At 66.0% G+C, this 22049-nt stretch carries 20 protein-coding genes and 1 pseudogene; 9 read left to right on the top strand and 12 right to left on the bottom strand.

Going from position 1 to position 22049, the window contains the following annotated elements; all coding sequences use genetic code 11:
* The 7 genes from HB724_RS02400 to radA all read right to left on the bottom strand — a co-directional run bounded on the left by HB724_RS02400 (nt 1) and on the right by radA (nt 6613).
* Nucleotides 1-339: a DUF423 domain-containing protein gene (locus tag HB724_RS02400; RefSeq protein ID WP_213979300.1), complete on the bottom strand. Its 339-nt coding sequence runs from the start codon at nt 337-339 to the stop codon at nt 1-3.
* The gene (locus tag HB724_RS02395) at nt 339-719 is read right to left on the bottom strand and encodes a diacylglycerol kinase (RefSeq protein WP_213979299.1); all 381 of its coding nucleotides are present in this window, start codon (nt 717-719) and stop codon (nt 339-341) included. The genes HB724_RS02400 and HB724_RS02395 overlap by 1 nt, the downstream gene beginning before the upstream one ends.
* Nucleotides 716-2503 (bottom strand): cation:proton antiporter, encoded by a 1788-nt coding sequence (locus HB724_RS02390; protein WP_213979298.1) that lies wholly within the window; start codon nt 2501-2503, stop codon nt 716-718. The genes HB724_RS02395 and HB724_RS02390 overlap by 4 nt, the downstream gene beginning before the upstream one ends.
* Nucleotides 2503-2928: an iron-sulfur cluster assembly scaffold protein gene (locus tag HB724_RS02385; protein ID WP_213979297.1), complete on the bottom strand. Its 426-nt coding sequence runs from the start codon at nt 2926-2928 to the stop codon at nt 2503-2505. Before HB724_RS02385 ends, HB724_RS02390 begins: the two co-directional genes overlap by 1 nt.
* A 49-nt stretch (nt 2929-2977) precedes the next feature.
* A complete protein-coding gene (locus tag HB724_RS02380) occupies nt 2978-3535 on the bottom strand; it encodes a CvpA family protein (RefSeq protein WP_213979296.1) in 558 nt (185 codons plus the stop codon).
* Between the two features lie 130 nt (nt 3536-3665).
* On the bottom strand, nt 3666-5090 hold the full coding sequence (locus HB724_RS02375) for an amino acid permease (RefSeq protein WP_213979295.1): 1425 nt from the start codon (nt 5088-5090) through the stop codon (nt 3666-3668).
* Nucleotides 5091-5242: 152 nt separating this feature from the next.
* Nucleotides 5243-6613 carry a DNA repair protein RadA gene (gene radA / locus HB724_RS02370; RefSeq protein ID WP_213979294.1) on the bottom strand — a complete coding sequence of 457 codons (1371 nt, stop codon included), beginning with the start codon at nt 6611-6613 and terminating at the stop codon, nt 5243-5245.
* A 126-nt stretch (nt 6614-6739) separates the two neighbouring features.
* Between radA and HB724_RS02365 the strand changes: the two genes are divergently transcribed.
* The 5 genes from HB724_RS02365 to HB724_RS02345 all read left to right on the top strand — a co-directional run bounded on the left by HB724_RS02365 (nt 6740) and on the right by HB724_RS02345 (nt 10331).
* Complete coding sequence (locus HB724_RS02365) at nt 6740-6985, top strand: type II toxin-antitoxin system ParD family antitoxin (protein ID WP_213979293.1); 246 nt, start codon at nt 6740-6742, stop codon at nt 6983-6985.
* Nucleotides 6978-7268 (top strand): type II toxin-antitoxin system RelE/ParE family toxin, encoded by a 291-nt coding sequence (locus HB724_RS02360; protein ID WP_213979292.1) that lies wholly within the window; start codon nt 6978-6980, stop codon nt 7266-7268. The genes HB724_RS02365 and HB724_RS02360 overlap by 8 nt, the downstream gene beginning before the upstream one ends.
* 77 nt (nt 7269-7345) lie before the next feature.
* A complete protein-coding gene (locus HB724_RS02355; protein ID WP_213979291.1) occupies nt 7346-8500 on the top strand; it encodes a glycosyltransferase family 1 protein in 1155 nt (384 codons plus the stop codon).
* A gap of 98 nt (nt 8501-8598) precedes the next feature.
* Nucleotides 8599-9036 (top strand): DUF2231 domain-containing protein, encoded by a 438-nt coding sequence (locus tag HB724_RS02350; RefSeq protein ID WP_213979290.1) that lies wholly within the window; start codon nt 8599-8601, stop codon nt 9034-9036.
* The gene (locus tag HB724_RS02345) at nt 9036-10331 is read left to right on the top strand and encodes a sorbosone dehydrogenase family protein (protein ID WP_213979289.1); all 1296 of its coding nucleotides are present in this window, start codon (nt 9036-9038) and stop codon (nt 10329-10331) included. The genes HB724_RS02350 and HB724_RS02345 overlap by 1 nt, the downstream gene beginning before the upstream one ends.
* 151 nt (nt 10332-10482) lie before the next feature.
* Here the strand turns inward: HB724_RS02345 and HB724_RS02340 are convergent, their stop codons facing one another.
* From HB724_RS02340 to HB724_RS02330, 3 genes are all read right to left on the bottom strand, one after another.
* A complete protein-coding gene (locus HB724_RS02340; RefSeq protein ID WP_213979288.1) occupies nt 10483-11991 on the bottom strand; it encodes a tryptophan halogenase family protein in 1509 nt (502 codons plus the stop codon).
* A 304-nt stretch (nt 11992-12295) separates the two neighbouring features.
* Complete coding sequence (locus HB724_RS02335) at nt 12296-12619, bottom strand: DUF2218 domain-containing protein (protein WP_213979287.1); 324 nt, start codon at nt 12617-12619, stop codon at nt 12296-12298.
* Nucleotides 12620-12695: 76 nt separating this feature from the next.
* Complete coding sequence (locus tag HB724_RS02330; RefSeq protein WP_213979286.1) at nt 12696-13286, bottom strand: PadR family transcriptional regulator; 591 nt, start codon at nt 13284-13286, stop codon at nt 12696-12698.
* A 117-nt stretch (nt 13287-13403) separates the two neighbouring features.
* Between HB724_RS02330 and HB724_RS02325 the strand changes: the two genes are divergently transcribed.
* The 4 genes and pseudogenes from HB724_RS02325 to HB724_RS02310 all read left to right on the top strand — a co-directional run bounded on the left by HB724_RS02325 (nt 13404) and on the right by HB724_RS02310 (nt 17752).
* The gene (locus HB724_RS02325) at nt 13404-14723 is read left to right on the top strand and encodes a replication-associated recombination protein A (RefSeq protein WP_213979285.1); all 1320 of its coding nucleotides are present in this window, start codon (nt 13404-13406) and stop codon (nt 14721-14723) included.
* On the top strand, nt 14716-15063 hold the full coding sequence (locus HB724_RS02320) for a hypothetical protein (RefSeq protein ID WP_213979284.1): 348 nt from the start codon (nt 14716-14718) through the stop codon (nt 15061-15063). Before HB724_RS02325 ends, HB724_RS02320 begins: the two co-directional genes overlap by 8 nt.
* 145 nt (nt 15064-15208) lie before the next feature.
* A complete protein-coding gene (locus tag HB724_RS02315) occupies nt 15209-16072 on the top strand; it encodes a hypothetical protein (RefSeq protein ID WP_213979283.1) in 864 nt (287 codons plus the stop codon).
* A 554-nt stretch (nt 16073-16626) separates the two neighbouring features.
* Nucleotides 16627-17752, top strand: a pseudogene (locus HB724_RS02310) (IS3 family transposase).
* A 490-nt stretch (nt 17753-18242) separates the two neighbouring features.
* Here HB724_RS02310 and HB724_RS02305 read toward each other — a convergent pair.
* A complete protein-coding gene (locus HB724_RS02305; RefSeq protein ID WP_213979282.1) occupies nt 18243-18854 on the bottom strand; it encodes an OmpH family outer membrane protein in 612 nt (203 codons plus the stop codon).
* A gap of 426 nt (nt 18855-19280) precedes the next feature.
* Nucleotides 19281-21848, bottom strand: coding sequence for a tetratricopeptide repeat protein (locus HB724_RS02300; RefSeq protein WP_256731268.1), 2568 nt, complete (start codon nt 21846-21848; stop codon nt 19281-19283).
* Between the last annotated feature and the right edge of the window lie 201 nt (nt 21849-22049).

Genomic DNA, 22049 nt, shown 5'->3' with positions numbered 1-22049 from the left:
TCACTCTCCGCTGCGCGCCGCTCGCACCGCCAGCCACAGCCATCCCGCAATCATCGCCGTCCCGCCCAGCGGCGTCACCGCCCCCAGCCAGCGCGGCAGCCCCAGCGCCATCAGGTACAGCGTCCCCGCGAACAGCATGGCCCCCGCGACGAACAGCCAGGCCGGCCCCTTCGCCTGCATCCGCACCGCCACCAGCGCCGCCACGGCATGGACGAGCTGGTAATGCCCGCCGGTCTTGAGCCATTCCGCCGCCTCGCCGCTCGCGCCATGCGCGCCGAACGCTCCCGCCGCCACCGCGAGCGCGCCCGAAAGCGCCGCCAGCACCATAGCAATCCGCATCACCAAGCTCCGATCTCGCGCAGGAAGCGCGGTCCCGCATCCGCCACCATCGCCACCCCCACGGCCAGCGCCGCAATGCTCGTCGTCAATACCGCGCCCGCCAGCATGTCCTTGGCCAGTCCGATCGCGGGATGGATCTCGGGATGCAGCCGGTCGATCACCGCCTCCATCGCCGAGTTGAGCAGCTCGAGCGCCAGCACCGCCGCACAGCTCAGCGCCACCGCCGCCCACCAGATCGGTGCCGGCCGCAGCACGATCAGCACCGCCAGCGCGATGCCTGCGAGCCGCACCTGGGTCCGAAAGCTCGCCTCGCCGCGCCAGCATGCGCGCATCCCCGCCACCGCGAACCCCATCCGGACGCGGAAGGGCCGGTTCTTCACCGCGGATTCACGTCCGATTCGGCAGCCGCCGCCCCTGCCCCCTGGCTGAACATGCGATCGCGCGCGGCATAGAGATCGCCGGTCTCCTTCTGGATATCGAGCCGCGCGGCATCGCGGCGACGATATTCGCTCTCGGTCTTGTCGATCTCGGCCCCGTCGACGTCGACTGCCTCCATCGCCCGCCGCGCCATCACGATCGCGCTCTCCAGCATCTCGCGGACGATCCCCGCCACCGGCGCGCCCTTCATCTTCATCACCGATCGCCGGTCATAGGCGCGCACCAGGATGCTCGCCTTGGGAAAAGCGTGGTGGATCGATTCCAGCGCCTCGGTGTCCAGATTGTCGCCGTCCTGGCAGAAGAGCAGCAGCTCGGCATCGTCGGCACCGGCCTGGCGCAATATGTCGATCCGCGTGCCGTCGCCATAATAGACCTTCATGCCGAAATCGCCGGCGGTCTCGATCATCTCGACATCGGTATCCACCAGCGTCACCGGGATGCCCTGGCCGATCAGCATCTGCGCCACCGTCTGGCCGAAGCGGCCATAGCCGACGAGCACTGCGTTGCTGCCGTCATGCTGCGGCGTCTGGAGGTGCGCGGCGCTCCGCGCGGGCTCGGCGCGCATCCTGCGGGTCGCCATCATCAGGAACGGCGTGGTCGCCATCGACAGCGTGACGATCGCGCCGAAGATGCTCGCCGCCTGCCCCTCGATCAGCATCGCCTTCTGCGCCTGGGCAAACAGCACGAAGCCGAATTCGCCGCCCTGGCTCAGCAGCACGCCCAGCGCGAACGCATTGCGCAGCTTCGCGCCGAACAGCATCGCCATGCCCATGATGAGCGCCGCCTTGATCGCAATCAGCGCCAGCGCCATGCCCGCCACGAACAGCGGGTTCGCGGCGATCACGCGCAGGTCCAGCGACATCCCCACCGCCAGGAAGAACAGCCCCAGCAGGATCGCGCGGAACGGCTCGACGTCCGCCTCCAGCTCGTGCCGATAGGGCGAATCGGCCAGCATCACGCCGGCGATGAACGCCCCCAGCGCGGCGGACAGCCCCAGCGCCTCCATCAGCGCCGCGCTGGCGATCACCGCGAACAGCCCGGCAAAGACGAACATCTCGCGCTCGCCCAGATTGCCGATCAGCTGGAACAGCGGCCGCAGCAGGAAGCGCCCCACCAGCACCAGCCCGACGATCGCGACGACGGTATAGGCCGCCAGCAGCCATCCCGGCGGCCCGCTCTGGTCGGCCGGATTGCGCGAGAGCGCCGCGACGATCGTGATGAGCGGCACGATCGACAGATCCTGGAACAGCAGGATCGCGAAGGCTCGTTCGCCGAATGGAGTCCGCAGCCGGCCCGCCGATTGCAGCAGCGGCAGCACCTGCGCGGTGGAAGACAGCGCCAGCGGCAGGCCCAGCGCCAGCGCCGCGCCCAGCGTCGATTGCGTCGCGGCCCATACCAGCCCGGCCAGCGCCAGCCCGCACAGCGACACCTGCATCAGACCCAGCCCGAAGATGTCGCGACGCATCCGCCACAATCGGCTCGGGCTCAGCTCCAGCCCGACCAGGAACAGCAGCAGCGCGATGCCCAGCTCGGCGATGCCCAGCTTCGATTCGGCATCGCCCACCAGCCCCAGCACCTGCGGCCCGATCACCGCGCCCGCGACCAGGAAGCCCAGCGTCTGCCCCAGCCCCAGCCGGCGGAACACCAGCACAAAGACGAGCGCGAAGCCGAGCATCGGCACGGCGTCGGTCAGCAGAGAGAGTCCTCCGTCCGCATGCCCCTCCATCAGCCCGCCTCCGCCTGCGCCGCAGCCTCGGCGGCCGCCTCGAACGCCAGCCGGATCGAGGGGTGGCGCGCGCGGTGCGGCAATGCCGGCACGAACAGCTCGAACCCCGGCCATTCGGGCGGCTCGGCACGCTCGCCGGCCAGCCAGGCGGTCAGCTGATCGCGCGCCTCGGCCAGTTCCCCGGCTGTCCGCCCCACGACATGCGCCGCCATCAGCGCCGCCGAAGCCTGGCCCAGCGCGCAGGCCCGCACCAGCATCCCCACCGCCGAGACGCGGCCCTCGGCCATGTCGATATCGACGGTCACGCGGCTCCCGCACACCGGCGAGCGCTTCTCGGAAGTTACTGCGGGCGCCGGCAACCGCTCCTGGAACGGAATCGAAGCGGCGAGCCGCAGGATCTGGGTATTGTAGAGCGGCGCGTTCATGCCCGGGACTTAGTGGACCGGGCGCCGAGATGCGAGGCCCTGCACCGAATTACCTCGGCGCGCTCGCATTCGCTTCACGGTCGTCCGGCTCCGCTTCCCCGAACACCGGCTCACCCTTGCGCCGCCGGTCGACGAAATCCGCGATTCCCGCGCTGGTCGCGTCGAGCATCGGATAGGTCATCGACTTGGTGATCCAGTCCGGCCGCTGCGAACGCCCGCCGCCCACGGTATCGAACACCAGCACCAGCAGCAGGAAGGCGACGCTCACCAGGATCAGCCCCTTGAGCGCACCGAAGCCCAGCCCCAGCGCCCGGTCGATCGGCCCCAGGAAGCCGTCGCGCATCCGCGATCCCAGATTGTTGGCGAGCAGCCGCCCGGCGAAATAGGTCACGCCGCCCAGGATCGCGAAGGCAAGCACCGCCGCCCCCTGCTCCGTCCCGATCAGCCCGGTGAGCCACCCGGTCACGGTCGTATGGAAGAACTTGATCGCCACCACGACCAGGATCCAGGCGACGAACGCCAGCACCTCGGTCACGAACCCGCGCACGAAGCCGAGCACGGCCGCCCCGCAGATCACGATCAGCACGATGATGTCCAGTCCGGTCACGCAATCACCCTCCCGATGCGCGACCTATCGCGGAAGCGGCGCGGCGCCAACTCCCCCTGAGGGCAGCGTTGCATGGCAGTGCGGAATCTCCTCGCCGGCGAAGGCCGCCATCGCCCCCGAAGTCAGCCGATCAGAGATCTTCGATGCCGCCTGAAAAGCGGTCATCATCCCATGCCGCAACCGCCCGCGAACGCCGCGAAAAGAACAGGTAGACGGGAACGCCCGTTGCGACGAGTGCCACACCCATCAGAGCCCGGGCAGGTGCCGTGATCAACGTGTTCAGCATCAAGGCGGCGCTGACGATCAGGAAGGCCGCCGGCACGAAAGGATAGCCGGGAACGCGATAGGGACGGTCGAGCCGCGGGAGCGAGCGGCGCAGGACATAGACGGAGGCGACGCCCAGCCCGTTGAAGAACAGCAGCGCGAAGACGATCATGTCGGTCAGCGCGTCGAATGTCCCGGAGAGCGCGAACAGGCCGGCGCACAGGCCGACCAGAAGCGTGGCGTGAACCGGCACCCGGCTCCTCGGCGAGACAGCCGCCAGCCATGCCGGCAGCAGGCCATCACGGGCCATGCCGAAGGGGATGCGCGCGATCGACAGCGACGTCGAGTGAAGGGCGCCGGCGGTCGAGATCATCATGGCGACGATCAGCAGCGATGCGCCGCCTGCGCCGAACAATCGCGAAAGGACCGCGCCGGCCACCGAGGCGGTTTCCGGCAGGCCGGCAATCGTTTTCGGGTCGAGTGCGAAGAAATAGCCGAGGTTGACGAGAAGATAGAGCGCGATGACGAGCAGGCTGGAGCCGATGATGGCACGCGGCAGCGTCACGCCCGGCCGCCGGACCTCCTCGGCAACGAAGGACAGGTCAGCCCAGCCATTATAGGCCCATAAGGCGCCGATCATCGCCGCGCCGAACCCGGCGATCCCGTGTCTGGCGCTCAGCGACACGTCCGCGCATGCCGCGCCCGCCGCATTGCCGGCGAAATGCGCGAACGAACCATCCGCGACCCAGAAGGCGGCCACGCCGATCCCTGCGATCAAGAGCAGCTTCAGGGCCGTCATGACGGCGACGACTCTGCCGTTCGCGTGCATCGAGGCGCTTGCCAGCAACGTCGTCGCGCCGATCGTCGCGAGCGTGGCGAGCAGCACCTCGCCTGAAGAGAGTGCGCCCCCGGTCAGGTCGTTCAGGAAGATCGCGAAGACCATGGCGATCGCGGCGACGCTGGCGGCGCCATCGAGCAGGGTCTCCATCCAGCCGAACAGGAAGGCCCAGAAGCGGCCGAAGGCGGTGCCGATATAGGTGTAGTGCCCGCCGGAGCGCGGTAGCATCGCCCCCAGCTCGGCGAAGGTGAGCGCGCCCGCGAGGGTGAGCAGGCCCGCCGCCGCGAAGGCGAGCAGGACGAGCCAGGGCGAGCCGACATTGCAGGTCATCGCGCGCGTCTTGGTGAAGATGCCGGTGCCGACGACGTTCGTCACGATCAGCGCCATCGCCGGCAGCAAGGTCAGCGTGCGCGTTAGCGATGGTTCGTAGGATCGTGCCTCGACCGTCGCCATATCGCCCCCCGACAAGAAGAATCGTGCCCGGAGCTTCATGGCGCGAGCGGGCCGACCCTACCTTGCGCATTGACGATCTCCAACAGCCTCTTCCTGGATGGCAGCCAGTCCCTCCGTGTGACCAGAAGCGGACACACTGCCGCCACCTACCCCTACCGCCCCAGCAGATGGTCCACGAACGCCCCGAGCGTCCGGAACCCCGCGATCTCCAGCCCGCCCTTGTCCTTGGCCTGCGTCACCGGCGCCAGCGCCCGCGCGAAGCCCAGCTTGCCCGCTTCCCGGCACCGCAAGGCCCCATGCGCCACCGGCCGCACCTCGCCCGACAGCGCGATCTCGCCGAACGCCACCGCGTCCGCCGGCATCGGCCGCTCGGCCAGCGCGGAAACCAGAGCCGCCGCCACCGCCAGGTCCGCCGCCGGATCCTGCACCCGGTATCCCCCCGCGATGTTCAGATACACCTCGCACGACGAGAAGCTCAGCCCGCACCGCGCCTCCAGCACCGCCAGCACCATCGACAGCCGCGCCGAATCCCAGCCGACCACCGCCCGCCGCGGCGTCGCGCCGCTCGCCAGCCGCACCGTCAGCGCCTGCACCTCGACCAGCACCGGCCGCGTCCCCTCCAGCGCCGGAAACACGATCGTCCCCGTCACGCTCTCGTCGCGCTGGGTCAGGAACAGCGAAGAGGGATTGGAGACTTCCGAAAGCCCCTCGCTCTCCATCGCGAACACGCCGATCTCGTCGGTGCCGCCAAAGCGGTTCTTGACCGCCCTCAGGATGCGATACTGGTGGCTGCGCTCGCCCTCGAAGGCCAGCACGGTATCGACCATATGCTCCAGCACGCGCGGCCCCGCGATGCTGCCGTCCTTGGTGACATGCCCCACCAGCACCAGCGCCGTGCCGCGCTCCTTGGCGAAGCGGATCAGCTCGCCCGCGCTCGCCCGCACCTGGCTCACCGTCCCCGGCGCGCCCTCGATCAGGTCCGAATGCATCGTCTGGATCGAATCGATCACCAGCAGCGCCGGCGGCGCACCCTCCCCCAGCGTCGTCAGGATATCGCGCACCGAAGTCGCCGCCGCGAGCTGCACCGGCGCATTGCCCAGCCCCAGCCGTCGCGCCCGCAGCCGCACCTGGTCCGCCGCCTCCTCGCCCGAGACATAGGCGACGCTCAGCCCCCGCGTGGCGATCTTCGCCGCCGCCTGGAGCAGCAATGTCGACTTGCCGATCCCCGGATCGCCGCCGATCAGCGTGGCCGATCCTTCCACGAACCCGCCGCCCAGCGCCCGGTCGAGCTCGGCGATCCCGGTCGCCATCCGCTCGGGCAACGCGATGTCGCTGTTCAGCCCGCTGAGCTGAATCGCCCGCCCGCCCGACTGGAGGTTATGCCGCGCCTGGAACGGCGTCACCACGCCGCCGGCATCCTCGACGAGCGTGTTCCAGTCCCCGCAATCGGCGCATTGCCCCGCCCATTTCGACGCGACCGACCCGCAGGCCTGGCAGACATAACGCTTCTGGGGCTTCGCCATGGGCAAGGACATACCGCGAGAACAGGAAGGGAACAAGGTCGCATTTCACGGTTCTTGCCCACCATTCCGAACCGCACTAAATTGCACCAATAATATGATGATCTCATTTTAACTGGAGCTGGAGCGATGGGAACCGTGCGCAAGACGATCACGCTTACCGAGCAGCAGGATGCCTGGATCGCGGAGCAGATCGCCGCCGGCAGCTACACCAACGACAGCGAGGCGATCCGCGACCTGATCCGCCGCGAGCAGGAGCGCAGTTTCGAGCTCGAGACCATTCGCCAGGCGATCGTGGAGGGCGAACAGAGCGGCGAGCCGGAGCGCTTCGACTTTGGCGCCTTCAAGCAGCGCAAAGCCGCGCAGCATGGCTGAATATCGGCTCAGTCCGAAGGCACAGCGCGATCTGGACGGGGTTTTCGATTACACTGTAGCGCAATGGGGACTGCCTCAGGCGCTCCGCTACACCGATCTTATCGAAGCGGCCTGCGCCAGCCTGGCCGAAGCTCCGCTGCAATCCCAAAGCTGCGCGACTATCCGGCCCGGCTATCGTCGGCGGAACGTCGAGCAGCATGTCATCTATTTCCGGCAGACGCGCTATGGGATCGCTGTCGTTCGTATTCTGCACCAGCGAATGGACGCCCCGCGTCGCCTCTGAATTGTTCCAGGGCGAGGAATCGACGCCGGACGCAAAATCTTGCCCCCCACTCCCCCGCCCGCTATGCGCCGCGACCAATGCAACCCTCCGACCTTCGCGTCGCGCTCTTCAGCGGCAATTACAATTACGTTCGCGACGGTGCGAACCAGGCGCTGAACCTGCTCGTCGACTATCTGCTGCGCCAGGGCGTGCAGGTCCGCGTCTATTCGCCGACCACCAGCACCCCGGCGTTCGAGCCCGCGGGCGATCTGGTCAGCGTGCCCTCGCTCCCGGTCCCCGGCGGCCGCGCCGAATACAAGTTCGCGGTCAGCCTGCCCGCCGGCATCCGCCGCGACCTGGAGGCGTTCGCCCCCAACATCGTCCATGTCTCGGCCCCCGAAGTGCTGGGTCACCGCGCGGTGACCTGGGCGCGCAAGCGCGGCATCGCCACCTTCGCCTCGCTCCACACCAGGTTCGAGACCTATCCCAGCTATTATCATCTCGGCTTCCTCGCGCCGCTGATAATCAAGGGCCTGACCCGCTTCTACAATCGCGTCGACCAGGTCGTGACCCCCGGCAAGTCGACCGCCGACATGATCCGCGGATGGGGCGTCACCACGCCGATCGGCATCTGGTCGCGCGGCGTGAACCACGATCGCTTCAACCCGGGGATGCGCAGCCTCGAATGGCGCCGGTCGCTCGGCATCGCCGATGACGAGTTCGCGATCGGCTTTCTCGGCCGGCTGGTGCTGGAAAAGGGCCTCGATATCTTCGCCGGCGTCTGCAACGCGCTCACCGAGCGCGGCGTGCCGCACCGCGTGCTCGTCATCGGCGACGGCCCGGCGCGCGGCTGGTTCGCCGAGCGCGTGCCCGAGGCCGCGTTCGCCGGCTTCCAGCGCGGCGATGCGCTGGGCCGCGCCGTCGCCTCGATGGACGTGCTGTTCAATCCTTCCGTCACCGAGACCTTCGGCAACGTGACCCTGGAGACGATGGCCTGCGGCGTCCCCGTTGTCGCCGCGCGCGCCACCGGCGCGATCGATCTGGTCGAGGACGGCGTCAACGGCTTCCTCGTCCCCCCGCGCGACGTCAGCGCCTATGCCGACGCGATCGCCCGGCTGATCCAGAACCCCGAGCTCCGCCGCACCGCCGGCGCCGCCGGCCATGCCAAGGCCGAAGCCTATGTGTGGGATTCGATCAACCAGGCCGTGCTCGACGCCTATCTGGAAATGATGGCGCGCCGAACGGCGGGTTGACGGGCGCACCGAAGCCGGTTGCGGGATCGATCCCGGCGGAACGAACTACGCTTCTCATACGTAGCAGCGGCACTCCTCCAGACGCAGGACCACCGCGCATGGCTACCGCCTTTCCGTCCCCTGCTCCCCTCCGGACGCATCCGATCCACGGGATACTCTCCGCCTATCCGCTGGCGTTCTTCACCGCGGCGCTCGTCACCGACATCACCTATGCGAACACCGCGCAGATGATGTGGGCGAACTTCTCCATCTGGCTGATTACCGGCGGCGTGCTGATGGGCGTGCTGGCGGCACTTGTCGGGATCGTCGATGCGGTGTCGAACCGCAGGCGCGGTCGCCGCCAGCGGCCCTGGCCGCACAGCCTCGCCACGGCGGCGATGCTGCTGCTCGCGCTGGTCAACGGCTTCGTCCACAGCCGCGATGCCTGGACGTCGGTGGTGCCGACCGGGCTGATCCTGTCGGCGATCGTCGCGCTGCTCGCAGTGGTGACGAGCTGGCTCGGCTATGCACTCGAAGCGCGGCAGGAGGCCCGGTGATGCGTGCATCGACGATAGTGGCGCTTTGCAGCACCTCGCTTTCCCTGGCCGGCTGCGGCGGCGGCGGCCCCACCGATGCGCAGGTCGGCCCCAATCCCGGCCTGCCCGCGCAGAACCAGTATCTGCTGCCGCCGATGCGCATCGCCCCGCCCATCCCCTGGGGCGATCAGACGCCCATGGTCCCGCAGGGGCTGAAGGTCGCCGCATTCGCGAGCGGCTTCAAGGACGTGCGCTCGATCTTCGTGCTGCCGAACGGCGATATCCTCGCGGTCGAGCCCAAGGGGAACAGCGAACCGGTCTCCCGGCCAAAGGATATCGTGGTCGATTGGGTCCAGAGCTTCGGCCACAGCAAGGTGCAGGGCGCCAACCAGATCACGCTGCTGCGCGATGCCGATGGCGACGGCAAGCCCGAGCTGCGCACGGTGTTCCTCGATCACCTGAACTCCCCCTTCGGCGTGGCCCTGGTCGGCGGCGACCTCTACGTCGCCAACAAGGACGCGATCGTCCGCTATCCCTATGCCACCGGCCAGACCCGGATCACCGCGCCTGGCACCGTCCTCACCGAGCTGCCGGGCGGCCCGATCAACCATCACTGGACCAAGAGCCTCGTCGCCAGCCCGGACGGCACCAAGCTCTATGTCGGCATCGGCTCGAACAGCAACATCACCGAGAACGGGATCGAGGCCGAGCGGGACCGGGCCCGCATCTGGGAAGTCGATCGCGCGACCGGCGCCCATCGCGCCTATGCCACGGGCCTGCGCAATCCCAACGGGCTGAGCTTCAATCCCGAGACCGGGCAGCTATGGGCCGTCATCAACGAGCGCGACGAGCTGGGTCCGGATCTGGTGCCCGATTATATGACTTCGGTGCGCGACGGTGCGTTCTACGGCTGGCCGTGGAGCTATTGGGGCCAGCATGTCGATCCGCGCGTCAAGCCCGAGCGGCCCGACATGGTCGCGAAGGCGATCCCGCCCGATTATAGCCTGGGCTCGCATGTGGCGCCGCTGGGCATGGCCTTCTACACCGGCGCCAGCCTGCCCCCCGCCTATCGCGGCGGCGCCTTTATCGGCGAGCATGGCAGCTGGGATCGCGGCCATTTCAACGGCTACAGGGTCGTCTGGGTGCCCTTCAGCGGCGGCAAGCCCAGCGGCAAGGCGCAGGACGTCGTCACCGGCTTCCTCGACGGCAAGGGCCATGCGCGCGGTCGCCCCGTCGGCCTCGCGATCGACAGGACCGGCGCGCTGCTGATCGCGGATGATCTGGGCAATGTCATATGGCGCGTAACCGGCGCATGAAACCGCCTGGTTGAAGCACCTTCCCCGGCGAAGGCCGGGGGAAAACCGATTCCAATCGATTGAATCCGACACTAGCGAAGGGCGGATCGACCGGCACAAGAGCCAAGGCATCGCAAGCGGCCCGCCAGCCCGGGAGCCGAAAGCTGGAGGCTCAGGACGTCTCGGCCGGGCAGTAACGCGCCAGATACTCCGGATGGCCCGGCAGATCGGCGACCGCGCCCACGATCCGCATCCGCAGTTCGTCCAGCGCCCGGCGGAGATCCTGCTCCGGCATCATCGCCGCGACGCGATGATGGCCGCGCGCCTCCAGCCGCTGGCCCTGCAGCACCTGCACCCAGGAATCGACCCGGAACAGCTCGTCCTGCGTCTGGTATGCCATGCCGCTCTCACGGAAGAGCGCGATCCGCTGCGCCAGCGTATCCGGAATCTCCATCGTCCGGCATCGCCGCCAGAAGCCCGAATCGTCGCGCTCGGTCTGGTGATAATGGAGGATGATGAAGTCGCGGATGCCCTCGAATTCGATGCGCGATTTCTGGTTGAAGCGGTTGACCAGCGCGTCATGGCATCCGTCGAAGGGGAAATCCTCGATCAGCCGCGTCACCGCGATCTTCATCAGATGGATGCTGGTCGATTCCAGCGGTTCGATGAACCCCCCGGCCAGGCCGAGCGCGACGCAGTTCCGGTTCCACGCCTTGCGCCGCATGCCGGTCTTGAAGCGCACCAGCCATGGCTCGACGAGCGGTTCCCCCTCGATCTCGGCGAGCAGCTTGGCCCGCGCCTCGTCGGCCGACAGGAACTCGCTGCAGAAGACCACGCCGTTGCCCTCGCGGTGCTGCAACGGGATGCGCCAGCGCCAGCCGGCCTCGTGCGCGATCGCGGCGGTATAGGGCTGGGGCGGATTGATCGAGCTGGACTGGACCGCGACCGCGCTGTCGGTGGTGATCCACTGGCCCCAATCCTCGAAGCCGGTCTCCAGCGCCTGCTCGATCAGCAGCGCGCGGAACCCGGTGCAGTCGAGGAACAAATCGCCTTCGATGCGCGCGCCCGATTCGAGCACGAGCGCGTCGATGAACCCCGTCTCCGGATCGAGCGCGACCTCCTGGATCTTGCCCTCGACGCGCTTGACTCCCGCCGGCTCGGCCAGGCCGCGCAGGAAGCGGGCATAGCGCGACGCATCGATGTGGAAGGCGTAATTGAGCGGCGGCTGGCTCTCGGTCGAGCACCGGTTCGCCTCGCCGGCCTGCAATTCGAAATAATAGTCCGAAAGGTCGCCGCCAAAGCCCTGCGATTTGGCGTGGAGCCAGAAATGGTGGAAGTCCGCCATCCAGTTCGGCCGCTTGCCGGTGGTGCCGAACGAGTGGATGTAGCGATCGCCGATCGCGCCCCAGTTCCGGAACTCGATGCCGAGCTTGAAGGTCGCCTGGGCGGCGCTCATGAAGCGGCGCTCGTCGATCCCCATCAGGTTGTGGAACGTCCGCGACGTCGGCACGGTCGATTCGCCCACGCCGACGGTGGCGATCTCGTCCGATTCGACCAGCGTGATGTCGAGCAGCGGTCCCAGGTGCCGCACCAGCGCCGTGGCCGCGACCCATCCGGCCGTGCCGCCCCCCGCGACGACGACACGCTTCACCACCTGGCTGCCCGAACCGCGATCCTCCATCCATCCCTCCAAAGCACCGCCGGTTTTCCGGCCTGGCCATGGGAGGATAGAAAGACATTCGCGCGGCGCGGGCAATGCACAAAGCGGCAAAGCCGGGGAAATGTGAGGGAATTATTCGCGAGGCCGCGATTTAGTTGCGATCCCGCAACATGTAATCGCCCCTGCACCTCCTCTCCCCTTGATAGGGGAGAGGATAGCGAAGCTTGGCGCTTTAGCGCCTAGCGCAGCTTGGAGAGGGGTAGAGCGGAGCGCAGCTCCGCGCGGCTGCTTCGCAGCCGCTCACCCAGCCCGAGATAGACACAACCTAACGCCAGTCATAAGCCAGCGCCCCCTCGCGGAACGCGAAGCGGTCGACATGCCGCGCCACCGCATCCTTCAGCCCCGCAAGCTGCGCCTCGGACGAGGCGTCGATCCGCACGTCCAGCCCGTCCTCGACCGCGTTGAACGTCACCACCGCGTCGCCGGGATGGTCCGCCCCGCGCGCGTCCCTGGGGAAGATCACCGTCCCGTTCTCGGGCGTGAACTCCACTTGAAGATTATGCTCCCAATGCTTGCAGAGCTGCTGGAGATATTTGCTGGCGTTCGCAGTCTGCACATGTGCGGAGGCCGTCACGGTGGCGATCGTCATGGGCTTTTCCTCTGTTGTGGGCGCCGGCACGATCCCGAGCCGGCGCCGCAAAATGTCGATCCGGGGCACCCGCGCCTCAGAGCCGTTCGATCTTCTGCGCGGCTTCGTCGAGGATCGCCGCGACCTGATGCAACGTGTCGCCGTCAACTTCCGAGGAAGAAAGACGCTCCTGCAACACCGACCGCAAATTGTGCATCGCCCGTCGAATCGGGCCGCCGCTGGTGCGTGCCTGCACGCTGCCCAGTTCGGCAAGCCGCGCGAACAGCGCCTCCACCTCGGCCTCGCGCTCGGCCAGGTGCGCCTGGCCCGCGGCGGTGATGCCGAACTGCTTCTTGGCGCCTTCGGTCTTCCGCTCCTCGATCAGCTCCATGTCGTCGAGCATGGTCAGCGTCGGATAGATCACGCCGGGGCTGGGCGCATAGGCGCCGCCGGAGCGCTCCTCGATCTCGCGGATCAGGTCATAGCCGTGGCGCGGCTGCTCCTCGATCAGCTTGAGCAGGATCAGCCGCAGCTCGCCGCCGTCGAACATGCGCCGCCCGCGGCCGCCTTCGCGCCCCTCGGCCATGCCCCAGCCGCCATAGCCGCCGCCTAATCCGCGACCCCAGCCGCGATGGCGCGGGCCGCAATGCCGGTCGTCCCGGCCGTGATGATGAAAATGGATACGCATCGCGCGTTCGCTCCCATATGAGTCTAGATGCGTCTAAGATATATCTTGAAATAGCGTATGTAACCCCCTTCCGCGCAACTTTTGCGAACATCGGCGTGAAGCCCTATCTATCCACCGATGTCCGACCTCTTCGCCGCAGACCCCGAACCCACCGCCGCCGAGGCACCGGTCGGCGGCCCCCTCGCCGATCGCCTGCGCCCCCGGCATCTGGAGGAAGTAGTGGGCCAGGAGCATCTCACCGGCCCCGAGGGCGCGATCGGCCGCATGGTCGCCGCGGGCAAGCTCAGTTCGATCATCCTCTGGGGTCCGCCCGGCACCGGCAAGACCACGATCGCCCGCCTGCTCGCCGATGCCGTGGGCCTGCGCTTCGTCGCGATTTCCGCAGTTTTCTCGGGGGTTGCGGACCTGAAGAAGGTCTTCGCCGAAGCCCGCGAATATGCCCGGCTGGGCCGCAAGACGCTGTTGTTCGTGGACGAAATCCACCGCTTCAACCGCGCCCAGCAGGACGGCTTCCTCCCCTATGTCGAGGACGGCACCGTCACGCTGGTCGGCGCCACCACCGAAAATCCGAGCTTCGAGCTCAACGCCGCGCTCCTCAGCCGCGCCCAGGTGCTGATCCTCCACCGGCTCGACCACAAGGCGCTGAGCAAGCTGCTCGACCGTGCCGAGGAACTGGAGGAACGCCGCCTCCCCCTCACTCCCGCAGCCCGCGACGCGCTGGTCGCCAGCGCCGACGGCGACGGCCGCTTCCTGCTCAACCAGGCCGAAACCCTGTTCTCGGTCAGCTTCCCCGAGCCGCTCGATCCGGCCGCGCTGGGCGATTTCCTCCAGCGCCGCGTCGCCGTCTACGACAAGGACCGCGAGGGGCATTACAACCTCATCTCCGCGCTCCATAAGTCGATCCGCGGCAGCGATCCCCAGGCCGCGCTCTACTATCTCGCCCGCATGCTCACCGCCGGCGAGGAGCCGCTGTTCGTGCTGCGCCGCCTTGTCCGTGCCGCGGTCGAGGACATCGGCCTCGCCGACCCCAATGCGCTGGTCCAGTGCATCGCCGCCAAGGACACCTACGATTTCCTGGGCAGCCCCGAGGGCGAGCTGGCGATCGTGCAAGCCTGCCTTTATCTCGCCACCGCCCCCAAATCGAACGCCTCCTACAAGGCCCAGGGCGCCGCCTGGCGCTCCGCCAAGGAGACCGGCTCGCTGATGCCGCCGCAGAACATCCTCAACGCCCCCACCAAGCTCATGAAGCAGATCGGCTACGGCAAGGGCTATCAGTACGACCACGATGCCGAGGGCGGCTTCTCCGGCGACAATTACTGGCCCGAGGAGATGGCCCCCCAGACCTTCTACACCCCCACCGATCGCGGCCACGAAAAGCGCATCGCCGAGCGCATCGCCTGGTGGAACGAGATGCGGGGCAAGCGCCGCGATGCATGACTGGGACGATGCCGTCGCCTATGCCTGCTCTCTCCCCGACGTAACGGTGGAGAAATGGTGGGGCACGCCCTGCCCCAAGATCAACGGCAAGGGTTTCCTGTCCCCCGGCCGCGAGAACAGCAGCTTCGCGCTGGCGGTGACCAATCCCGAGAAGGAAATCCTGTTCGAGACCGATCCCGACACCTTCTGGCAGACCGATCACTATCGCAACTACCCGATGCTGCTGGTCCGCTACGGCACCGGCGCGCGCGAGCGGATCGAGCTCTACATCCAGCGCGCCTGGTGGGATCGGGCGAAGAAGCCGCAACGCATCGCCGCCAACCTGCATGAACGCCCCTAATTCCTCCCCGGAACGGGGAGGGGGACCGCGCCCGAAGGGCGTGGTGGAGGGGGCCCCGTTCTCCTCAGGCGCTGCCGCTCGTGGAAAGCAGGCCCCCTCCACCAGCCTGCGGCTGGTCCCCCTCCCCGTTCCGGGGAGGATTTGAGTGGTCCCCTTCACCGATTTCATCGCAATCGACTGGTCCGGCCAGGCAGTCGAACGCCCCAAGGGCCTGGCCGTCGCCCATGCCCGAACCGGCAGCGCCGCCCCCACGCTGGTCGACCGCAACTGGTCCCGCCAGGACATCCTCGAATATCTGGAAGACCTCGCCGCCACCAACACCCGCGCCCTGATCGGCCTCGACCTTTCCCCCGCCTTCCCGTTCCACGACGAAAGCGCCTATTTCCCCGGCTGGGAAGCCTCGCCGCCCGACGGCCCCGCGCTCTGGCGCCTGGTCGATACGATGAGCGCCGCCGATCCGCATCTCGCCGCCACCAGCTTCGTCGGCCACCCGGACGCCCGCCGCCATTTCCGCCAGTTGGGCGATTGCGGTGACCTGTTCCCGCCCGGCCGCGGCCGCTTCCGGGTCTGCGAGCATGGCCAGGAGGCGATGCGCCTCTCGCCCTATAGCTGCTTCAACCTGGTCGGCGCCTCCCAGGTCGGCAAGTCGAGCCTCACCGGCATGCGCGTCCTCCACCGCCTGCGCGGCAGGATCGGCCTCTGGCCCTTCGACCCGGTGCCCGCGCAAGGCCCCGTGCTGGTCGAGATCTACACCGCCCTCGCCGCGCGTCTTGCGGGCATGCGCAAGGGCGTCTCCAAGATCCGCGACGCCGCCACGCTCGATACGATGCTGGCCGCCTTCGGCTCCGAACCCCACGCCCCGCTCGCCCGCTATGACGACCACGCCACCGACGCGATGCTCAGCGCCGCCTGGCTGCGCGTGGCCGCGAACCAGCCGGAACTATGGTCCCCCACCGCCCTCACCCCGCAACTCGCGCGCACCGAGGGCTGGACCTTCGGCGTTCCCTGACGCATGGGGAGCGCCGGATGCCGGTTTAGCTCAGCTGGTAGAGCAGCGGTTTTGTAAACGTCCTGCTCAAGACAATGGAAAACCGCAGAAATCCGGGCTTTTTGGCCGCTTTGGCGGCTGCAAAAGGCGACTGCGTGCACAACACGGGCACCAAAATCGGGACAAATGAAGACATTTGAAGACAGGTGAGGACACCTGTTGTGCCCGATTTGTGACCGTGAAAATTAGTCTGTCATCGCTCCGAATCAGTCGGATGGCACATGACCCAGAAACTCAATTGGCCCCCTACGAATGTCGAGGCACTGCGCTCGGACAGTCTTAGCGATCCCCACACGCCCGGCCTCTACATCGAAGTCCATACCGGACGCGGCCGGGTTACCCGCGTCTGGAAATATCGGCGTCGACTTTCCGGCAAAAAGACCTTTCACAGAGCGACGCTCAGTTCCTACCCCGCCCACAGCATCGCTGACGCTCGTGATTGGGCGGCAAGTATTGACGTGCTCCCCTGAAACTCCGCCAGTTTAAGCTAGAGTCCTTCATTGAGGAGGACGACGATGAAGCGCAGCAGGTTTAGCGAGGAGCAGATCATAGCGATCCTGCGTGAGCAGGAAGCTGGGTCATCGACGGCGGACGTGTGCCGCAAGCACGGCGTGAGCAGCGCGACATTCTACAAATGGAAGGCGACCTATGGCGTCATGGATGTGTCGCAGGCGCGCAAGCTGAAGGTGCTGGAGGACGAGAACGCGCGGCTGAAGCGACTGCTGGCCGATGCGATGCTCGATAATGCGGTGCTGAAGGAGGTTGCCTCAAAAAGCTGGTAAAGCCTGCCGTTCGCCGAAGGGCTGTCGAGGAAGTTCGACAGACCTTCGGCATCAGCGAGCGTCGGGCGTGCGCCATTCTCAACGTGGATCGATCGTCGATGCGCTATGCGCATCGGCGTAGTGATGATGGCGACCTGCGGTCGCGTCTTCGCGAGATCGCGCTCGAGCGTCGCCGGTTCGGCTACCGTCGGCTGGGGATCATGCTGGCGCGAGAGGGGCTGGTCATGAACCACAAGAAGCTGCTGCGGCTGTATCGCGAGGAGAACCTGCGGGTGCGGCGGCGCCGCGGCCGCAAGCGAGCGATGGGCACGCCGGCACCGATGACGTTGCCGCAAGGTCCGAACCAACGGTGGAGCCTGGACTTTGTGAGCGATACCCTGGTGTGCAGCGGGCGCATCCGCATCCTTGCCGTCGTCGATGACTTCACGCGCGAGAACCTCGCGCTGGTGGTCGATACGTCGCTGTCAGGAGCGCGTGTTGCTCGCGAGCTCGATGCGATCATCGCGGCGGCGGCAAGCCGCTGATGATCGTGAGCGACAACGGGACCGAGCTGACCAGCTTGGCGATCCTGCGCTGGGCACCGGACCGGCAGATCGAGTGGCACTACATCGCGCCGGGCAAGCCGCAGCAGAACGGCTACGTCGAAAGCTTTAATGGTCGCTTGCGCGACGAATGCCTGAACGAGACGCTGTTCGCGTCGTTGAGCCATGCCCGCTCGGTGCTGAGCGGCTGGCGCCACGACTACAACCATGTGCGACCGCATAGCGGGATAGGCGGGCTGACGCCCGCCGATGCTGCCAAGCGAGTTGTGCAACCCCGCCCGCAAGGGCACCATGACAACCCCGGACTCCAGTTATGACTGGAGGAGAAATGGGGAGCACGTCACAACCTGTCCGCGCATCCGAACCATGTGTCAAAATCGCCTGTGCCCTGGCCGCGAGCTTGCGGCCTGGACACGGTCGACGTTTCATCTCTTCCTACCTGTAGGACACCGGAGGCACCCACTTTTGGCAAAAACTGGGGCCGAAATAAATCGATTGGTCAGGGCTTCTGTTACCGCTAAACTTTGTGGTCCCTATACCAAAAAAAGGGACCGCGACCTTAGTCGCGGTCCCATCGCCAAGGTGAGCGGTCGGCTGGGTTCCTGGCGGTCTGAAGACGGACCCGTCACGCCGCTGCAAAGGGGAAAACCAGCGGTGTCTGGGTAGAGGCCGGGGATAACCTGGCGCTACCATCTCCAACCCCTGAAGACGCAATTCAACATCGTGGCGACTCCGCACCGGCGGGTCGATGGCGTTAGAGATCGCCTCAGGATCGATCTCGGTTTCGACCGGAGCTGAACCACCTGATCAGTTCGAACCGGGGGTCCATGTCGCGCTTGGCGCCGAAGCCAGTGTCTCGCGATCGAACGTAATGGTCGAGACTTTCGCGTCGAGCCCCTGCACCACTGCATCGGTGAGATCGTTGGCCATGTTGCCGCCGAGGACCGAATTACGATCGACAAGCAGCCCGCAATTGCGCTGCTTGTATACTTGGGCGAGCACCGGCTCGACATCGGCGGAGATGCGCTGCAGCGCCTTCGCTCGCGTTGCCTCGATCTCGCTTTGACGCTGGCGGGTTTTGTCGTCGATGGGCCTGATCCGATCGGCAAGCGCCTTCTGTCGCTCCTGGCGCTGGGCCGGGGTCAGCTTGGCCTGCTCCGTATTGTATTTTTGCACATCGGCCTCGACGGGCGCGCGCTCTGTTTCGAGTTCCTTCTGAGCGTCGTCCGCTAGAATGCGAAGCCTGTCGGCTGCGGCCATACCGACTTTGGATTTCGCGAAAACGTCTTGGCGTGACAGCAGGCACACGCCCGCCACGGCCGGCCCGCCGAGGGTGTTTGCACTTGGCGCCGGCGGCGTCTGAGCCTGGCTCGGTCCGGCAAGTGAAGCTGCGATTGCAAGGAACAGGAAAGTGCGCATCGGGATTCATCCTTCTGTTGATCAGATCTTCCGACTGACCCAGAATCTGCTTCGGCGGCGCACCGAAGACTATCCTGCCTGTCGTTGCTTCCGGACGGCGCGGACGTCAGCAGCGAGCGCGTCAAGGCTGGGTGGAAACGGCCAGCGGCCGCGATATTGAGCGAGCTTTCCATATCCATCCCACGCCCTTGCCAAGTCGACCGGCAGCCAACCAGCAGCGCCGATTCGTCGCCGACTCAGCTGTTCAGTCTCGGACGGACCGAGGCATAGTCCGGCTGGATCGTTGCAGGGCTAGGGATTCACCGGGGACCGATTTTCGACAATTTTCCGCGTAAATCCTGGTGCGCGCCCGCACTCTGTGCCTCGAAATGGAGGCGCCAATATCAGGCGCCCGCTCGACGCGGCGACCGCACACGGGGGAAGTTCTTAGAGATAGATGTGGTCCATCGACAGGTCGTTCATCCGTCGCTCGTGCATGCTGAAAAAGGCGGCCTCCAGCTTGCGCGCCATCTGCGCGGGATCGAAGAGAGAGCTCGTACCCAATTTCCGAGAAAGCTTCGCACGCAATATTGCTGTGCGCTGCGGATCGGTACCGAGCTGAACCGCGAGATCCTCGTAAGCCTCTAGGCTCGTGGTAACGAGCTCGGGGAGACCGACCTCGGTAAGGAGACTAGCGGCGACCCGGGCAGCGAAGGATTGACCCGCGCAGGTTAGGAGCGGAAGCCCCACCCGGAGCGCATCGCTGGCGGTCGTGTGGGCATTGTATGGCAATGTGTCGAGAAACAGATCAGCGAGGCGGAGACGGTCCAAATGACCTTCGCGCTCCGCCCGGTCGACGAAGATTATGCGCTCAGCGTCAACTCCGCTGTCGGTCGCGTGTTGACGCAGATTGCGTCGAGCGGAGGCATGATCCACCCAAAGCCAAAGAATGCTGCCTTGCGTGGCCTTTAGTATTCGCATCCAGGTCGAAAACACGTCAGGCGTGATCTTGTAATTATTGTTGAAGCAACAGTAGACGAACGTCTGGTCAGGCAGACCATAATCCGAGCGCTTTGCGCGTGGCACGATCTCCCTAATCGGTCCATTAGGCTGATAGCTCCCCGGGAGGAACACGATTTTCTCGGAATAGAATTGCTCGCTGCCAAAGGGGATCAACACCCTATCGGCCAGGATATAGTCGATGTACGGGTTGCCCATGGTCGCAGGATACCCAAGGTAGCTGACCTGCACCGGAGCAGGTCGGCCGGAAAACAGCTTCCAGCGCGAATCCTTCGTGTATCCCTTCAAGTCCACGCCGATGTCGAGCTGCAGCTCGCGCGCCCGGTGGACAACCGCCTGATCCGACATGGAGCGAACATCGATGAATTCGTCGAAAGCGGCTCTGGCGCCACGATGTGCTTCATCGTCGATAGGTGGACCGAATGAGAAGGCGAACAGCTTGAGGCGCTCGCGGTCGTGTGCCTGGAGCGTCTCGAGAAAGAGATGCATCGTCGCATGCGAGTGAAAATCCGCAGAGAAATAGCCGATCCGAAGCTGGCCGCGCGAACCTCGATGCCAGGCGATATTTCCTGCCGGGGACGGCGGATTCCATCGTCTGCAATAGTCTTCCGCACAGGTGCGATGAAGTTGCGGATCGTCGCTCAGAGCCAGAAGCGGGAACGGCGCAATGTTGCCGAGGCCTTTGGCGATCCTGTCTGAAAGTTCGCCAACCTCTCGATCGAACTGATCCCATTGGGCGAGCTGGGCCGCAATGTGCAACCGCATCTCAAATGCCTGGGGGAGAGCAGGATCGATCGCCAGCGCCCGATCGAGCGAAGTGAGAGCCTCTTCGAGATCGTTCAGCTCGCGAAGGATGGTGCTGCGGTTCCTCCAGAGATACGCATTCGCAGGTTCGGTTTCGATCGCGTGGTCATAGTAGTGAAGGGCTTCCGTGAGCCGCCCAAGCCGCACCAGCGCAATTCCGAGGTTATCGAGAGCGCCCACATGGTTGCGATCGATCTCGAGAATGCGCTTGTAATAGGGCACGGCCTCGTCGAACCGCATTTCGCCCGCGAAGGCCAAGGGGCGGCCGAACAATGCGTCCACGTTGTCCGGATAGCTTGCGAGAATTTGGGCGAAATTGCCGAGCGCATCATCCGCTTTCCCGAGCGCGGCGAGAAGTTCCCCGAGATTGAGCAGCGATTCGACGTGGTCTGGATAGATCGCCAGAATGCCGCGATAGGCGTCTGCGGCTTCTTCCAAACGGCCCGCCCTGACCAGTGCGCCGGCGCGGTTGGTTCGCGCTTCGATTTGAGCCGGGTCGAACTCGAGCACTAGATCGAAGCTGGCGATCGCTTCGTCAAAGCGCCTGAGAGCGACAAGCGCGCTTCCCTTATTGTTGTGGGCGGGCGCAAAATTGGGCAATCTGGCTATTACGCTATCGAATTGCTGTACCGCTTCGTCCAGGCGCCCAAGCTTCTTCAGGACATTGGCTCTGTTATTCATCGTGTTCAGACTATCCGGGGCAATTTCGAGCGCCTGATCAAGGCAAAAGAGCGCTTCCTCGAGACGCCCGTCCAGCGCGAGCGCAATGCCCTTGAAGTCGTAGAGTTCGGATTGATCGGGGCGGATTCGGATGGCCGCATCGTAGGTCTCGATCGCTGCGCCATATCGGCCGAGATCGGTAAGGACATCACCGCGACTGCACAGGACCTGCGCATTGTCGGGCTCCGACGCCGCCGTTTCGTCGAGCACGCGCAGCGCGTCCATCAGCCTGCCTTGACCCTGCAGGTCGGCCGCTCGCTTCAAACCCTCGGACGCTTGGGCAAATCGCGTTGACACCGCCGACCATCCTTCAGCTCGCGGAAGTATCCCCAGCGCGGCTGCAGCTGCAGCCGGAGCCGTCCCCACTAGAAGGACACTCGCGCGGGTCGAATCTGGCAAGCGGTGCGCAAAAAATGTTCTGGTCGTCCGAAATCCCGCTGACTGCCCGATCGGCTCGCAATTTCTTCTCATCCACTCGGGGAATCCCCAGTCGGGGTGCCACGGCCGTAAGCGATAACAGCGCGTGGGCCTGAGCCCTCCGAATCCATCGGGCGGAAATGACGCGACTTCAGAAACCAACGACCAGACTGCGATCTCGCCTGTTCCGCGGCTCTGCTTCGGTGGCGGAATCGCGCGTGCCCCTCCTTCGTGCGCCCCCCTTCCCCGGTGCGC

It is taken from the genome of Sphingomonas sp. dw_22, from assembly GCF_018449795.1.
Taxonomy (GTDB): domain Bacteria; phylum Pseudomonadota; class Alphaproteobacteria; order Sphingomonadales; family Sphingomonadaceae; genus Sphingomonas.
Note: the sequence above shows the minus strand (reverse complement) of the source record. Positions and strands in the feature narration are given on the sequence as shown.